This window comes from Brevundimonas sp. GCM10030266 (assembly GCF_042666595.1).
In the GTDB taxonomy this organism is placed as follows: domain Bacteria; phylum Pseudomonadota; class Alphaproteobacteria; order Caulobacterales; family Caulobacteraceae; genus Brevundimonas.
In genome coordinates, this window is sequence record NZ_JBHTCY010000003.1 from 463023 (window position 1) to 478690 (window position 15668).

Annotated in this window: 14 protein-coding genes and 1 pseudogene; 8 read left to right on the forward strand and 7 right to left on the reverse strand. The window is 69.4% G+C overall.

Going from position 1 to position 15668, the window contains the following annotated elements; all coding sequences use genetic code 11:
• Window positions 1-317: 317 nt before the first annotated feature.
• On the forward strand, window positions 318-497 hold the full coding sequence (locus ACFQQC_RS11940; protein ID WP_376862615.1) for a hypothetical protein: 180 nt from the start codon (window positions 318-320) through the stop codon (window positions 495-497).
• Here the strand turns inward: ACFQQC_RS11940 and ACFQQC_RS11945 are convergent.
• Together ACFQQC_RS11945 and ACFQQC_RS11950 are read right to left on the reverse strand one after the other, a co-directional pair.
• Window positions 494-1348 carry a Ku protein gene (locus ACFQQC_RS11945; protein ID WP_376862616.1) on the reverse strand — a complete coding sequence of 285 codons (855 nt, stop codon included), beginning with the start codon at window positions 1346-1348 and terminating at the stop codon, window positions 494-496. The two genes, ACFQQC_RS11940 and ACFQQC_RS11945, sit on opposite strands and share 4 nt — an antisense overlap.
• Before the next feature lie 81 nt (window positions 1349-1429).
• Entirely contained in the window at window positions 1430-1666 is a 237-nt protein-coding gene (locus ACFQQC_RS11950) for a DUF5961 family protein (protein WP_376862617.1), read from the reverse strand.
• 252 nt (window positions 1667-1918) lie between these two features.
• Here ACFQQC_RS11950 and ACFQQC_RS11955 point away from each other — a divergent pair, with 252 nt between their 5' ends.
• A complete protein-coding gene (locus tag ACFQQC_RS11955; protein WP_376862618.1) occupies window positions 1919-2569 on the forward strand; it encodes an ImuA family protein in 651 nt (216 codons plus the stop codon).
• Window positions 2484-4001 carry a Y-family DNA polymerase gene (locus tag ACFQQC_RS11960; protein WP_376862619.1) on the forward strand — a complete coding sequence of 506 codons (1518 nt, stop codon included), beginning with the start codon at window positions 2484-2486 and terminating at the stop codon, window positions 3999-4001. The genes ACFQQC_RS11955 and ACFQQC_RS11960 overlap by 86 nt, the downstream gene beginning before the upstream one ends.
• Before the next feature lie 5 nt (window positions 4002-4006).
• Here ACFQQC_RS11960 and ACFQQC_RS11965 read toward each other — a convergent pair whose 3' ends face one another.
• Both ACFQQC_RS11965 and xth read right to left on the reverse strand, forming a co-directional pair.
• The gene (locus ACFQQC_RS11965; protein ID WP_376862620.1) at window positions 4007-4483 is read right to left on the reverse strand and encodes a DUF3833 family protein; all 477 of its coding nucleotides are present in this window, start codon (window positions 4481-4483) and stop codon (window positions 4007-4009) included.
• A 48-nt stretch (window positions 4484-4531) separates the two neighbouring features.
• The gene (gene xth / locus ACFQQC_RS11970) at window positions 4532-5344 is read right to left on the reverse strand and encodes an exodeoxyribonuclease III (RefSeq protein ID WP_376862621.1); all 813 of its coding nucleotides are present in this window, start codon (window positions 5342-5344) and stop codon (window positions 4532-4534) included.
• Window positions 5345-5373: 29 nt separating this feature from the next.
• On the opposite strand from xth, the gene ACFQQC_RS11975 reads away from it, so the two are divergent.
• Together ACFQQC_RS11975 and ACFQQC_RS11980 are read left to right on the forward strand one after the other, a co-directional pair.
• Window positions 5374-5949 (forward strand): alpha-ketoglutarate-dependent dioxygenase AlkB, encoded by a 576-nt coding sequence (locus ACFQQC_RS11975; protein ID WP_376862622.1) that lies wholly within the window; start codon window positions 5374-5376, stop codon window positions 5947-5949.
• Window positions 5942-9202, forward strand: coding sequence for an error-prone DNA polymerase (locus tag ACFQQC_RS11980; protein ID WP_376862623.1), 3261 nt, complete (start codon window positions 5942-5944; stop codon window positions 9200-9202). The genes ACFQQC_RS11975 and ACFQQC_RS11980 overlap by 8 nt, the downstream gene beginning before the upstream one ends.
• Before the next feature lie 154 nt (window positions 9203-9356).
• Here ACFQQC_RS11980 and ACFQQC_RS11985 read toward each other — a convergent pair whose 3' ends face one another.
• The 3 genes from ACFQQC_RS11985 to ACFQQC_RS11995 form a co-directional block, all read right to left on the reverse strand.
• A complete protein-coding gene (locus tag ACFQQC_RS11985) occupies window positions 9357-10286 on the reverse strand; it encodes an NAD(P)/FAD-dependent oxidoreductase (RefSeq protein ID WP_376862624.1) in 930 nt (309 codons plus the stop codon).
• 241 nt (window positions 10287-10527) lie between these two features.
• Window positions 10528-11052: a hemerythrin domain-containing protein gene (locus tag ACFQQC_RS11990; RefSeq protein ID WP_376862625.1), complete on the reverse strand. Its 525-nt coding sequence runs from the start codon at window positions 11050-11052 to the stop codon at window positions 10528-10530.
• 297 nt (window positions 11053-11349) lie between these two features.
• Entirely contained in the window at window positions 11350-12654 is a 1305-nt protein-coding gene (locus ACFQQC_RS11995) for a mechanosensitive ion channel (protein ID WP_376862626.1), read from the reverse strand.
• Between the two features lie 405 nt (window positions 12655-13059).
• On the opposite strand from ACFQQC_RS11995, the pseudogene ACFQQC_RS12000 reads away from it, so the two are divergent.
• The 3 genes and pseudogenes from ACFQQC_RS12000 to ACFQQC_RS12010 all read left to right on the forward strand — a co-directional run bounded on the left by ACFQQC_RS12000 (window position 13060) and on the right by ACFQQC_RS12010 (window position 15633).
• Window positions 13060-13925: pseudogene (locus tag ACFQQC_RS12000) on the forward strand (manganese catalase family protein).
• 161 nt (window positions 13926-14086) lie between these two features.
• On the forward strand, window positions 14087-14809 hold the full coding sequence (locus ACFQQC_RS12005; protein ID WP_376862627.1) for a Crp/Fnr family transcriptional regulator: 723 nt from the start codon (window positions 14087-14089) through the stop codon (window positions 14807-14809).
• Window positions 14810-14877: 68 nt separating this feature from the next.
• Window positions 14878-15633 (forward strand): Crp/Fnr family transcriptional regulator, encoded by a 756-nt coding sequence (locus tag ACFQQC_RS12010; protein WP_376862628.1) that lies wholly within the window; start codon window positions 14878-14880, stop codon window positions 15631-15633.
• Window positions 15634-15668: the final 35 nt, after the last annotated feature.

Here is a 15668-nt window from a genome sequence, read left to right on the forward strand (position 1 = left end):
AACATCTCTCTGTTCGACAGGTTGAGACGAGGGTCGTCGGTCTCGACCGTGCGTCGGCCTGGTGATGTCGCCGACGTACGCGCCGAGCGAGGCCAGTCGCCGGATGTGAACAACAGGGGGTCGAAACGTCCGTTCCTCAGTCGCTTATCGGACTCTCGGTGCGTATCCGGTTTGCGCCCTGCGCGTCTTTTCAAGCGCGTTTCGCGGGCGTGGCGGGCGCCCGCCGATCGTGATGATCGCGCCATCCTGCGGCCGCTGGCGGGAGACGGAACCGGATCGCACAGGACAGATTCCTTCACCGGAAGAAGGAGACCGAGATGTCCAAACGCGAACTCATCGAACCGACGCCGGGCGACAAGCGCTACACGCGACGCGACGACGACGGCCAGTTCACCGAACAGGTCGACGTGGGCAAGGCGTCGGCGCAGGACCAGAAACGCCAGGCGAAGACGGAGTCCAGACCGGGCCATGGCGACAAGGGCGATCGCCGCACCTAGCCGGCGCGCCGCCGCGGGGACGCGCGGGCCGGCTTGGCCGGCGCCGCGGTCCGCGCGCTGCTGCGCCTGGCGCGCGGGGCGGTCCCCTGCAGGCTCGCGCGCAGGGCCGCCATGAGATCGCCGGCCTGGGTGTCTTCGGGCTCCTCGGCGCGCACGGCCTTGTGACCCTTCTGTTTGGACGCGATCAGCGCCTTGAGCGCCTCCTCGTAACGGTCAATGAACTGGTCCGGGTCGAACGGGCCGGACTGCTGTTCGATGATGCGTCGGGCGATGTCGATCATCGCGGCGTCCGGCGGCCTGTCCGAGATGGCGCCGAAGACATCCCCGGCGGCCCGCACCTCGCCGCGCGTGCGCAGCGAATAGGCCAGTATGCCCTGATCCCGCGGCTCCAGCGCCAGCAGGCGCTCCCGCGTCGAGAGGACGACCCGGCCCAGGGCGATCTTGCCCTCGGATCGCATGGCTTCGCGGATCACTCCGAACGCCTCCTCCGCGATGCCGCCGACGGGGGCCAGATAATAGGGATTGTCCCAATAGAGACGGTCGATCTCATCGGCCGGGACGAACCGCTCGATGTCGATAGTCTTGGTGCTTTCCAGCTTGACCGATTTGATCTCCTCATCGGTCAGCAGGATGTATTCGTCCTTCGCGACCGCATAGCCCTTGACCAGGGAGGACCGCTCGACCGGACCCGTCTCGGGATCGGTCGTCACCATCTTGATCCGGTTGTTGGTCTCCGGATTGATCAGGTTGAAGTGGACGTCGCCACCCGAGCTCGTCGCCGTATAAAGGGCGACCGGGCAGGTCACGAGGGACAGGCGCAAATGTCCTTGCCAGGTGGGCCGATAAGCCATCGTCAGAGCCTCCACGCGAGACCCGCACGGTCCCGCTCAGACTCGGATCAACACGCGCGAAAGTGATTCGCTCCGGCGAGATCAGTCGCAGGCGTCCACCCGGCCGTCCCCAAGATCGATGGTGAAGCAGTGCTCCCCGCCGCCTTCCAGGTCGGTGACGAAGATGCGCAGATCCTCGTCGACCGTGACGGGCGGCGCATACAGTTCGATGTAACCGACGGCCGCGGCCTCGAAGCTTGGCGCCTCGAGCACATGACCGTGGGCGCGACCGACATCGTCGGCCCAGGCATAAAAACGGTGTTGCTCAGCTTCGGGCATGCGGGGCTCCTCGACTGTCCAAACGCGAAACCTCGCCAAAGGATTCACAGCGATTCCCCGAGCGGCAGGTCGGCGCCCCGTTGACTCTCGACTGAAATGAGAACCAGAACAAAAAAAGAACATTAGACCTCGGAAAGGAGGCCGCCATGACCACCCGGCCCACCGCCGAGCTCACCGCCCTGCGCGCCCGGATCCAGTCTCGAGGCGGACGGCCGCCGCCCGTCCGGCGTCCTGCCCTTCGGCGTGGCGGCCATGGACGCCGCCCTGCCCCTCGGCGGCCTGCCGCTCGGCGCCCTTCACGAAGTGGCGGGCGGCGGCGATGGCGCCGTCGACGGCGCGGCGGCGGCGCTGTTCGCCGCCGGCGTCGCGGCCCGACTGGACGGCCCGGTCCTGTGGTGCGTCACCCAGCCCGACCTGTTCGCCCCGGCGCTCCAGCAGGTCGGCCTCGAAACGGACCGACTGATCTATCTGGAGGCGGGGGATGAGAAGAGCCTGCTGGCCTGCTTCGAGGAGGGACTGAGGCATGGCGGGCTCGGCGCCGTCGTGGCCGAGGTCGCCCGACTGTCGATGACGGCCTCCCGGCGCCTGCAACTGGCGGCGGAAGCCTCCGGCGTCACGGCCCTGGCGGTGCGCCGATGGCGACGGGCGACCGAGGCGGCGGACTTCGGCCAGCCGACCGCGGCGACGACCCGCTGGCGCATATCGCCCCTGCCCTCCTCCCCCCTGCCCGCGCCCGGCGTCGGCCGGCCGCGCTGGTTTGTCGAACTGATCCGCTGTCGCTCGGGCGACTGCGCCGATTTCTCCCTGGAAGCCTGTGATGAAAAGGGTCGTCTCGCTCTACCTGCCGAACTGGCCGATCGATCGATGGCGTCGGCGACTGGGCGACGCCGCGCCGCCGCCTGACCGCCCCCTGGTCCTCGTGGGACGAGACCGTCGGCGTCGCATCCTGACCGCCTGCGGTCCGGCGGCGCGCGCCCTGGGCCTGCGCCCCGGCATGGCGGCGACGCAGGCGCACGCCCTCGTGCCGGATCTGACCGTCCTTGACGCCGATCCGGTCGGTGACGCCGACGCGCTGGAGCGGCTCGCCCTGTGGGCGCTGAAACACTACGCCCCCGTCTGCGCCGCCGACGGGCCCGACGGGCTGGCGATTGACGCCACCGGGGCCGCCCATCTGAAGGGCGGCGAGCACGATCTGCTGTCCGACCTTGAGACGCGCCTGGGGGCTGTGGGCGTGACGGCCCGCGCCGCGATCGCGCCGACCTATGGCGCTGCCTGGGCCCTGGCCCGGTTCGGGCCGGAGCGGGCCGTCCTTGACGAAGGCGACGTGGGCCGGGCGCTCGGGCCCCTGCCGCTGGCGGCCCTGCGCCTTGAGCCGACCCTGATCGAGGCGCTGCGTCGCATGGGATTCGAAACCCTCCTGGACCTTGAACAGAGGCCGCGCGCGCCGCTGACCCTGCGGTTCGGCCCGGAGCCGGGACGGCGCCTGGACCAGGCCTACGGCCGGGTGTTCGAGCCGATCACGCCGGTCGTCGAAGCGGAGGCCCCGCGCGCGGAGCGGATATTCGCCGAACCCATCGGCGCCCCCGAAACGCTGGAGCGCTACGCCGGCCTTCTGGTCGAGGACCTCAGCGCCCGGCTGGAGCGGGCCGGCCTGGGGGCGCGTCGGCTCGACTGGCTTTGTCACCGGGTGGACAACCGCATCGAGGCCGTGCGCGTCGGCCTGGCCCGACCGGTCCGCGACCGGGTCCGGCTGACCCGGCTGCTGCGCGACCGGATCGGGACCATCGCCCCGGGCTTCGGCATCGAACGGATGACGCTGACCGCCGCCTCGACCCTGCCGCTCGACTGGCGACCGGGCGCCTCGGACCTCACCGGGCCGGACGCCCCGGATGTCTCGGGCCTCATCGATGTGCTGGTCAATCGGGCCGCCGCCGACCTTTACCGGGTCGCGCCTGTTGAGAGCGACGTGCCCGAGCGGTCCGTCCGCAGGACGCCCCCTCTGGCGCCGCCCGGCCCGCAGGGCTGGAACAGCGACTGGCCCCGCCCGGTTCGCCTGTTCCGCCGGCCCGAGCCGGTCGAGACCCTGGCCCTGCTTCCCGACACTCCCCCGGCCTGGTTCACCTGGCGGGGCGTCCGGCGTCGGATACGGCGCGCGGACGGGCCGGAGCGCATCTATGGCGAATGGGGTCGAAGCGACGCCGAAATGTGGGCTGTCCGCGACTATTTCCAGGTCGAGGATGACGCCGGCGACCGGTACTGGCTTTTCCGCGCCGGCGACGGCGAGGATGCGCGAACCGGTCCGCAGACCTGGTTCATCCATGGGAAATTCGGATGAGCCGGTCAGCTGTCCAGGCGGCGGTAAAGAACATGGGCGGTCGCGAACGGGACGCCCATGCGACCGGCTGTTCCCTTCACCATCACGGCCGTCTCATCGATCCGGTAGAACCAGTCGTTGAAGTTCAGGGTCGTCGACGACCCGTCCTTCTGCGGCACGTCGCGGCTGTAGCGCCAATGGAAGGCGCAGCCGGCCTGATCGCCTTCGGCCTGCCCGTCCAGCCGGTCCTCCTGACCGACGTATCGACCGTCGCCGACCGGACGGATGCGCCAGTTGAGGGTGTCGACATGGCCGTCGTCGAAGGTCCAGGTTTCCGTGAAGGCCAGTTCCGCGCCGTCGAAATGGCCGTGCGCCTGGACGGTGAACCGCTGCTGCAGCCCGCCGGTGATCCGCTCCAGGACGCCCCAGCCCTCCAGCCGGGCGCTGAGGAAGGTCTCGGGCCGGTATTCGGGCGTCGTGCCGGCGAAGTCGGAGATGTTCATGAGCGAGGTCCTCGAAGGGGTGGCTCCCAGATCAACCGCAGGCGGCGCTCAGGGTTTCGTCCTGCGGCGAACCGTCCGGTCGGCCAGATCGATCCAGACCGGCGCATGGTCGCTGGTCTTCTCCCAGCCGCGAACCTCGCGATCCACTTCCGCGCGGCGCAGGCGCGGCTGAAGCGGCGGGCTCAGCAGCAGATGGTCGATCCGCAGCCCGCTGTTCCGGGCGTAGCGGTTCCTGAAGTAATCCCAGAAGGTGTAGAGGACCTCGTCCGGATGCAGGGCGCGCAGCGCATCGCACCAGCCCTGGTCCAGCAATCGGGCATAAGCCTCGCGCACCTCGGTGCGGAACAGGGCGTCGTCCCGCCAGCGCTCGGGCGCATAGACGTCCAGGTCGGTCGGCATGACGTTGTAGTCGCCGGCCAGGACGACGGGCGCCTCGCTGTCCAGCAGCACCCGGGCGCGGGCCATCAGGCGTTCGAACCAGCGCAGCTTGTAATCGAACTTCGGCCCGGGCGCGGGATTGCCGTTGGGCAGGTAAAGACAGCCGACGATCACCCCCTTCACCGCCGCCTCGATATAGCGGCTCTGGGCGTCGTCCGGTTCGCCGGCGAGGCCGCGCCGGGTCTCGATGGGGGTGTCGCCGCGCGACAGGATGGCCACGCCGTTCCAGCGCGCCTGACCGTGCCAGACCGCGCCATAGCCGGCCTTCTCCAGGGCCGCCGCCGGAAAGGCCGCCTGCGGGGCCTTGAGCTCCTGGAGGCAGACGACGTCCGGCTGCCGCATCTCCAGCCAACGCAGCAGCACGTCCAGCCGCCCACGAACGCCGTTCACATTGTAGGTCGCGATCCGCATGCGTCTGGCCAACGTTCGCGTCCCGGGGACGTTGCGCAGCCATGACCCAGACTGATCTGTTCGGCGCTCCGGTTTTGCCTGAAGGCCTCAAGCTTGACCCGGGCCTTCTATCCGGGACGGAACATGCGGACCTGATCGCCGCCGTGGCCGCCCTCCCCTTCGCCCCCTTTGAATTCCACGGCTGGGAAGGCGCCCGCCGGGTCGTCTCCTTCGGCTCTCGCTACGATTTCACGCGCGGTCGACTGGAGCCGGCCGCGCCCCTGCCCGACGTCCTGCGCGAGCTCGCTGATCGCGCCGCCCGGTTCGCGGGCCTGGACGCCGGCGATATCGCCCAGGCCCTCGTCACCGAGTATCGTCCGGGCGCGGGCATCGGCTGGCATCGGGATCGTCCCCAGTACGGCAAGGTGATCGGCCTGTCCTTCGGCGCCCCCTGTCGGATGCGGTTCCGGCGGCGTCAGGGTGAGACTTGGGCGCGTCACGCGATCGACCTGCCGCCGGGGTCCGCCTATCTGCTGGACGGGCCGATCCGATGGGACTGGGAGCACAGCATCGCGCCCCTGACGGCGCTTCGCTATTCGGTGACCTTCCGCACGCTGCGCGAGCCGAACCATGGCTAAGCCCCGCTATGTCGAGCTTCAGTGCGCCTCGCATTTCTCCTTCCTCAGGGGCGCCAGTTCCTGCGAGGAGTTGTTCAGCCAGGCGGCGGTCTGCGGGATCGAGGCCCTCGCCATCACCGACCGCAACAGCCTCGCCGGCGTTGTTCGCGCCCATGAGGCCGCCAGGGTCACGGGTGTCCGGCTGATCATCGGGTGCCGATTGGTCCTCACCGACGGCGCCCATGTCCTCGTCTATCCCACCGACCGGCCGGCCTATTCGCGGCTGTGCCGGCTCCTGTCGCTGGGCAAGCGGCGCGGCGGCAAGGCCCGATGCCTCCTCGGGTGGGACGATGTGGAGGATCATGCCGAAGGCCTCATCGCCGTCCTCGTCCCGGAGGATGCGGACGCGGTCACCGGTCGGCGCCTTGACCGGCTGCGGTCGATCTTCGGGCCGAACGCCTATCTGGCGTTGACCCTGCACCGGCGTCCACGCGACCAGATGCGGCTGCACGCCCTGTCCGTCCTGGCTGACGCGGCGGAGGTGAAGACGGTCGTCACCAACGACGTCCTGTTCCACCACCCGGACCGGCGCATCCTGCAGGACGTCGTCACCTGCATCCGTGAGGGCTGCACCATCGACGGCGTCGGGTTCCGGCGCGAGCGCTCGGCCGACCGTCACCTGAAACGCGCCCGGGAGATGCATCGGCTGTTTCCGCGTTTCCCCGAGGCGCTCGCCCGCACGGTCGAGATCGCGGACCGGTGCCGGTTCTCGCTGGACGAGCTGGCCTATCAATATCCGGAGGAAGCGAGCCTGCCCGGTATGACACCGCAACAGGCGCTGGACCATCTGACCTGGGAGGGCGCGAAGGCGCGCTATCCCGAGGGGCTGCCCGACAAGGTGCGCAAGACGCTGGAGCACGAGCTGCGCCTGATCGGGGAACTGGCCTATGCGCCCTATTTCCTGACGGTCAATTCCATCGTCCGCTTCGCCCGCGGTCGGGACATCCTGTGCCAGGGCCGGGGTTCGGCCGCCAACTCCGCCGTCTGCTATGTCCTGGGGATCACTTCCATCGATCCGGAGCGCAATGACCTGCTGTTCGAACGGTTCGTCAGCCAGGAGCGCAAGGAGCCGCCGGACATCGACGTCGACTTCGAGCACGAACGGCGCGAGATCGTCATGCAGTGGATCTTCGACACCTATGGCCGCAATCACGCCGCCCTGTGCTCGACCGTGATCCGCTACCGGTCGCGCGGCGCCCTGAGGGATGTCGGCAAGGCGCTGGGGCTCAGCGAGGACCTGATCAAGACCCTGTCCTCCCAGGTCTGGAGCTATTCGAGCGAGGGGGTGGAGGACCGGCACGCCGAAGAATTGAACCTGAACCTGGAGGACCGTCGGCTTCGGCTCGCCCTGGACCTGTCGCGGCAGCTGATCGGCGTCCCGCGCCATCTCAGCCAGCACCCGGGCGGCTTCGTCCTCACCCATGACCGACTGGACGACCTGGTCCCCATCGAGCCGGCCGCGATGGCGGACCGGCAGGTCATCGAATGGGACAAGGACGACATCGACGCCCTGAAGTTCATGAAGGTCGATGTGCTCGCCCTGGGCATGCTGAGCTGCATGAAGCGCGGCTTCGACCTGCTCGCCGAGCATAAGGACATCCGGCTCGATCTGGCGACCATCCCGGCGGAGGATCCGAAGACCTATGCGATGATCCGCAAGGCGGACACCCTGGGGGTCTTCCAGATCGAGAGCCGGGCGCAGATGGCCATGCTGCCCCGGATCAAGCCGCGCACCTTCTATGACCTGGTCATCGAGGTGGCGATCGTTCGGCCGGGCCCGATCCAGGGCGACATGGTCCATCCCTACCTTCGCCGTCGCGAAGGCCGCGAGCCGGTGGACTATCCGAGGCCGGAACTGGAAAAGGTGCTGGGCAAGACGCTCGGGGTGCCCCTGTTCCAGGAACAGGCGATGCGGGTGGCGATCGAATGCGCCGGCTTCACCGCCTCCGAGGCCGACCAGCTGCGGCGGGCCATGGCCACCTTCAAATTCACCGGCGGGGTCAGCCATTTCAAGGACAAGCTGATCAACGGCATGGTCGCGCGCGGCTACACGGCCGCGTTCGCCGACAAGACCTTCAGCCAGCTGGAGGGCTTCGGCTCCTATGGCTTTCCCGAGAGCCATGCGGCCTCCTTCGCCCTGATCGCCTACGCCTCCTCCTGGCTGAAATGCCATCACCCCGACGTCTTCTGCGCCGCCCTGCTGAACGCCCAGCCGATGGGCTTCTACGCCCCGGCCCAGATCGTCCGCGACGCCCGCGAGCACGGGGTCGAGGTCCGTCCGGTCTGCGTCAACGCCAGCCGGTGGGACTGCACCCTGGAGCCGACCGCCGGCGGCTTCGCCGTCCGGCTGGGGCTGCGCATGGTCCGGGGGCTGCCCACCGGCGACGCCGCGCGTCTCGTCGCCGCGCGGGACGATCGGATGTTCGCATCACCCGACGATCTTTGGCGGCGCGCGAACATCCCGGTGGCCAGCCTGGTCAAGCTGGCCGAAGCCGACGCCTTCCGTCCCGGCCTGAGGCTCGAGCGGCGCGAGGCGCTGTGGGCCCTCAAGGCCCTGCGGGACGATCCCCTGCCCCTGTTCGCCGCCGCCGACGAGCGCGAGGCGGTCCACCGACCCGAGGCGCTGGAGCCCGTCGCGGGACTGAAGCCGATGACGCCGGGCCGGGATGTGATCGAGGATTACAGCCATGTCGGTCTCACCTTGCGGGACCATCCCGTCGCCTTCCTGCGGGACGACCTCCAGCGCCGTCATGTGATGACCTGCGCCGAGGCGACGGCGATGCGCGATCGTCGGCTGACGCGGGTCGCCGGCCTGGTCCTGGTGCGCCAGAAGCCGGGCAGCGCCAAGGGGGTGATGTTCATCACGATCGAGGACGAGACCGGCGTGGCCAATCTGGTGATCTGGCCCAGCCTTTATGAACAACAGCGCCGGGTGGTCCTGTCGTCCAGCCTGCTGGTCGTGGACGGCAAGGTCCAGCGCGAAGGCGAGGTCGTCCATATCGTGGCGACCAGGCTGTTCGACGGTTCCGATCTGCTCAGCTCGCTGGGCGAGCGCGGCGAGGCCTTTCCCCTGCCCCATGGGCGCGGCGACGAGGTGCATCACGGCAGCCTGCCCGATGCCCGCGGCGCGCCCCGGCCCCACAAGGCCCGGGACATCTACATTCCGGACCTTTCGATCGACGCCATCCGCGTGAAGACACGCGACTTCCGCTGAGGGGCGATCGGACGCGTATCGGCCGCCCCCGCCCGCTCGTCGGCGCCGGGGGGGCTCGATGCATGGTCGTCAAATTCAGGGGCGGAACGCCGCGGCGCCCGGGTTCGGCCGCGTGGGGCGGTTCGGCGTCATCAGCGCGGGGCAGTGTGGAGTTTCAAGCCGACCGCAGCACGCGCCCGTCCAGCTCGCGCAGATAGTTATGCGCGCGCGTGGCCGCGATCGCGCCATGGCCAACGGCGACGCTGATCTGGTCGAGGCCGTCGACGACGTCGCCGGCCGCGTAGAGCCCCGGAAGCGCCAGGGCTTGGTGGGCGTCGGTTTGGATGCAGCCGTCTTCGGTCAACTCAAGGCCCAGCTGGCGAACGAGTTCCGAACGCGGGACACAGCCAAAGGCGGGATAGAGGACGTCGAACCGAAGGCGCGTTCCATCCGTGAGACGCACCGCCAGTCCCTCTTCCGATGGAGACAGCTGCGCGACGGCGCTCTCGACCACCTTGACGCCGGCGGCGGCGAGTTCGGCCCGCTGGGCCGGCGTGAGATCCGACGCTGTCCTGGGCATCAGCGTGACGTCGGCGGTGTATTCGCGCAGGAACAGGGCTTCGCGGGCGCCGTGCACGTCGCTTCCGAGGACGCCTACGGCCTTGTCGCTCGCCTCGAAGCCATCGCAGACCGGGCAATAGCGCAGGCAACCGCAGTTGATCGCGTGCTCATGGGCTTCACGCGGCAGTTCGACCTCGTTCAGTTCGATGCCCGTCGCAAGGATGACCGCGCGCGCCCTGTAGATGGTCTCGCCGGTCGCCCGGAACCCGTCGCCGTCAGCCTTGAGCGTCTCGATATGGTCGCGCCGGATGTGCGCGCCGTAGAGAAGGGCCTGCTCTTCCATCCGGCTGATCAGTTCCTGCCCCCCGACACCGCCGGGGAAGCCCGGCGCATTGTGCGTCAGTGGGATGCGCAGCGTGCGGCTGCGGCCGTCGTGCACGACGATCACGCGGCGCCGGTAGCGCGCGAGGTAGCAGGCCGCTGTCAGCCCCGCCGGCCCCGCGCCGATGATGAGGATGTCGCATGGGTCCTGCATCTGGTTCATTCCACATCCGCCGACACACCGACTGGGACGGACTGTCCCCCAAAAGCCGAGCCCGACGCCTCAGGTCGACCGGGTCGCCGCGGCCGTGGAGCGTGTATCCGGACGAGACCCCGGCTCCCCGGCCCGGGTGACCTTGACGGGGTGTTTTCCAGCGTCCTCCGGCGCGAGCGACGCCACGTGGCCTTCCGGCTCAGTCGTCAATGGCGGGACAGGCCGGTCCTGCGCCTCGCCGCCGTTCCGGTCAGCCGACATAGCGATCGAACTCCTCGATGTACCGGTCGCGGAGCCGGGTCTGGTTTTTACCCTTCTCCTTGAGGTGCAGGAACCACCCGTGCTCCTCCTCGTACATGTGAGTGAGCACCGCGCCCTCGATATGCTCCCATTTGTCGAGCCAGGCGTCAGACGACGGGGCGATGTTCTCCAGCTCCGCCATCTGCATCTTGGCCGTGGTCTGCTCGCTGTAGGCGACGCCGGCCTGACCCTTGTGACCGGACTGGGCCATGGCCGGATAAAGCACCAGCTCCTCGGCCAGCGAGTGCCCGTTCAGCACGAGAGCCAGCGCCTCCATGGCGGCGCGGCGGTCCGCCGCCCTCTTGGCCGCTCGCCCCGTCTCGAAGGCCGACCGGATCTGGTCGTGATGGTCGAGCGCCATGTTCAGCCAGTCGCCGCGGTCGGCCGCGGCCCGCGCCTTCGCGGTCGCCTCCGCCCGCTTCTCGGCGGAAGGTTGGGGTGTGACGGCGGCGAGCGCCTTGTCGATGACGGACATGGGGGTCTCCTGTTGAGACCGATCAGCGTGAGCAGAACGATCCGGTTCCTGTGTCGGACACAGGTCACAACGGTACGGGCCGTATCGTCTGGCGTTGACGAAAAACAGACGCTGGAAAGGGCTGTCGCGCCCTCGCACGCCCCCGGTGCGGCGGCTCTCTCGCCTGTCCCGACCGTCGTGCGGGCGGCCCGTTTGGAACGCAGCATCGCGAGGGCGAGACCGAACCCTTTAGACCCGGGCCGGCCGCCCTCGGCGACGTGTCCCTGCGGCCTGGAGGCAGACCGCGGCGATCAGGCTTTATTGTTCCGGTGGGGGACGCCGGGTGACCTTGTCGGCCCACACCTCCGCGACGCGGCCGGCGGCGTTGCGCCCGCCGAGCCCGAACGCAAGAGCGGCGGCGACCGCGGCGGCGCCGAGGATCAGGCCGAACGCCAGCAGGACGATGTCGTCGGCGATCCCCATGAACCGTAGGCCCATGGCCGTGGCCAGGGCGATGGTCGCCCAACGAACCAGGGTCGAGGCGAAGCCGTCGGCGCCGCCCGTGCCGCGATTGATCAGATTGGCCAGGACGCCGCCGATCAGGACGCCCGCCGTGATGATGGCGGCGCCGACGATGACGTGGCCGGCCAGGGCGAGGATTTCCTGCAGGGTGTAGGCGATGGCGCCGAACTGCAGGAGCTTGGCGGCCTCAACCGCCGTGAAGGCGACGATCACGGCCATGACGATCTTGCCGACAATGACCGACGGCGTCATGCGCCGCGGGGTCTCGCCCGACAGGGCCTTGGCGGCCGCCGGGGTCACATCGCCTGCGTAGGGGGCGGTGGTCGGCGTCGGGGCCTCGGGGGCGCCGGTCCGCGTCAGGCCCGCCAGACCAGACATGCTCCGGTCAAAGCCGGTCGCCGGCAGGACCCGCTCGACCAGCCCGGCGACCCAGCGACCGATGAACCAGCCGATCGCCAGGACGATCGCGGCGGCGAGGACGTTGGGGATGGCCGCGAGCACCGTCGACAGGACGGCGACGGCGGGGACGGTCAGGGACTCGATGCCCAGTTGCTCCAGCGCGGCGATGGTGATCGGGATCAGCACCAGCACGAAGACCAGAGCGCCCAGGGCGGCGCTGACCCCCGTAGAGCCGGTCGCCCGGGTCAGGCCGGCCTTCTCGACCCAACGGTCGGCGTGGGCGGCCTGCAGGGCGGCCTCGACGACCCGGCGGGCGAGCGTCGCGACGACGAAGCCGATGAAGAAGATCAGGACGGCGCCCAGGACATTGGGGATGAAGGAGGCGATCTGGGTCAGCAGCGAATTCAGCGGCGCGACGACCTGGCCCAGGCTGAGGACCCCGAGCGCCGCCACCACGCCGAACAGCAGGATCAGCCAGAAGGCGACGTCGCCGAGGCTGGCCCCGATCGAATGTTTGGGATTATCGCTGCTGGAGGCCTTGGCGGCGCCGGGGATGCGGTTGATCCCGCGCGCCAGCGCCCATTTGGCCGCCTTGCCGATGAGCCAGGCGGCGATGAGGATCAGGACGGCGCCCAGCGCCTTGGGCGCCCACTCGTAGACAAGCGCGTGCCAGCCTATGAATTCGTAGTCTGTCGTGTACATGAAGCCCTCTCTCGGGACGCCGGACGCGTCCAGGTCGGGGGGCTAACCGGGCCCTGCCCCGCCGGTTCCTTGAAACCGATCCGCAGCGCCCTCGCGGACGGAGGTCGGAGTTCCGCACGCGCCCGCTTTGCCGCGAAGATGGGGTGTTGAGCGAATAGAGCCTTCAAGCGCTCTCGCCCGGTCTCGCCGGCTGTAGCCTGGCCGCGCGGCCATTCGCGCGCAGGCTCCCCGAAGGTCCGCTCCAGGTCTCGGGAAGGCGGCCGCGTCGGTGGACGGCGTCTTCAGCCAAACGCGTCAGCCAGGCTGTAGAGTCGCTTGAGTGACACTCCGAACGGGGACGACAAGGCCAGGTTGCCGACAGGTCCTAACCGGAGCAGCCTCATGTTCATGCACAACAAGCGTCTGATGTACACGGTGCGCGTCGCCGAACCGAACCCCGGTCTGGCGACCCTCATGCTGGAGCAGTTCGGCGGCCCCCAGGGCGAACTCGCCGCCGCCATGCGCTACTTCACCCAGGCGCTCGCCGACGAGGATCCGGGCCGCAAGGACATGCTGCTCGACATCGCGACGGAAGAGCTCAGCCACCTGGAAGTGATCGGCTCGATCGTGGCGATGCTGAACCGCGGCGCCAAGGGCCAGATGGCCGAGGCGGCCCTGGAGGAAGCCGACCTTTATCTGTCGCTCAATGATCGCGGCGAAAGCCATACGACCTCCATCCTGTACGGCGGCGCTCCGGCGCTGGTGAACTCCGCGGGCGTGCCGTGGACCGCGGCCTATGTGGATTCGATCGGGGATCCGGTCTGCGATCTCCGCTCCAACATCGCCGCCGAGTCGCGGGCGAAGATTGTCTGATCAACGTCACCGACGACCCCGGCATCAAGGACGCCCTGGCCTTCCTGATGACCCGCGAGGTCGCCCACCAGAAATCCTTCGAGAAGGCGCTCTACGCCATCGAGCCGAACTTCCCCGCCGGCAAGCTGGGCGGACTGCCGGAATTCAGCGACAAGTACTACGACCTGTCCCGCGGCGAGGGCGATGCGCGCGGGCCGTGGAATGAGGGGGCGCAATGGGAATTCGTCGAGGATCCCGACCAGCAGGTCGCAGTCGATGGCGGGGACGGGACCGCCAGCGTCGACCTGGACAGCACGCAACAGGCGTCGGTCGCGGCCTTTGCGGAACGCACGGCGTCCAACCCCGCCAGCAACCCGGTGACCGGGGCGGACCTCGGCGCCGGGCCGGGCGCCGGAACAACGACCGAACTGGCGAAATAGACCCTCTGTCCATCGCTGTCGCCGAGCGCGACGGCGCGGACCCGCGCGCGCGGCGAGGGTCCGGTCCGCCGAGAATGAGTCGCGACGCGTCATTCACCTATGTGAACGACGGCCTCACGGGCAACGGCTAGGTCCCCCGAGCGTTACGGGAGGGCGCGAGGGTGGAATTGGATAGGCTTGTCGAGAAACTGCGCCGACGGGACGGCCTCAGCCGCGAGGAAGAGGCCGCCCTTTGCGCTGTGCTGGGGGCGGTTCAGACCGTACCGGCCGGCTCCGACATCGTTCGCGAAGGCGACCGCCCCCTCCAGAGCACCCTGCTGGTGGAGGGATTTGCGGCCCGCTACGTGACCCTGGGAGACGGCGGGCGGCAGATCACCCAGCTCAATATCAGCGGCGACTTCATCGACCTGCACAGCTTCGTCATGAAGGAGATGGACCACGGTGTCTTGGCGCTGACGGACTGCATCGTCCAGCCCGCGCCCCACACGGCGCTCCGGCGGCTGACCGAAAGCCATCCCCATCTCTCGCGACTGCTCTGGCTCGACACCGTGATCGACGCGGCCATCCATCGGCAGTGGATCGCCTCCATGGGCCGACGCACCGCGCTCGCGCACATGGCCCACCTGCTCTGCGAGCTGTGCACCCGCATGGAGGTGATCGGCGCCGCCTCGGGCAAGGCCTTTGACCTGCCCCTGTCGCAGGCGGTCCTCGCCGATGTGCTGGGTCTGTCGACCGTGCACGTGAACCGGTTGATCGCGGAACTCCGGTCCCGGCAGATGCTGACCTGGACGCAGAGTCGGGTCGTCATCCTCGACTGGGACGGTCTGGCCGGCCTGGCGGAATTCGACGCGACCTATCTGCGGCTCCAGGCCGAACCGGTCTGACGCAACCCTGCGGCGAAGCCGTTCACCTATGTGAATGCGGCGGTCGGCGAGGGAGGGGACAGTCCGGAATGACCTTCGCTCCCCACGAGGCCCTGCTCGATCCGGCCCTTCCCGAACCCGACACCCCCGGCGCCACCGTGCCGCTGCAGCCCCTGCATTTCGACGACGGTACCCTGGAGCTGTGGAAGGCCTTCTCGCCCCTGGCGATGGAGCGGCGACGGTGGGCCCTGACCCGGGGCCAGGTCGAGCCCTGGCGGGCGGGGCAGGCGCTTCAGCTCGGCGGCGAGGTGGCGGTGATCGTCGCCGGCGCCTTTGCGGTCCATGTGGGCGCGTCGGGGCTGTCCGCGGATATCCTCGGGCCGGGAGATGTCCTGGCCACGGGAGCGCACAGGCCGATCAGCGGGGAATGGATCAGCGACGGCCGGCTCTACCGCACCACGCTCCGCGACTGGACGGAAACGGCCGGCGTGGAGGGCCTGTCCCATCTGCTCGATGGCGTCGACCAGCGTCGCGAAAGCCTTGAGCGGGGGCTGGCCTGCGCCGCCCGGCACCTCGCGACGGAACGCGTCGCCGATCTTCTGGTGGCGGTCCAGGCGGCCACGGGCCTTGCCGCGGCCCGTCTGTCCCAGGATCGCCTCGGCCGGATGCTGGGTCTGCGGCGAACCACCGTCAACGCCTCCTGCCGGGCGCTCCAGCAGGCCGGCGTGATCCGCACGGTGCGGGGCCAGATCCGCATTCACAGCGTCAGTGAGCTGGAAGCGGCGGCCTGCGGCTGCCGGCGCGTCGCCCGGGCGCCGACGGCGACCGGATCCCTGGCCTCCTGAGACGCGGACCGCTACGGCGCCCCCCGCGCGGCGCC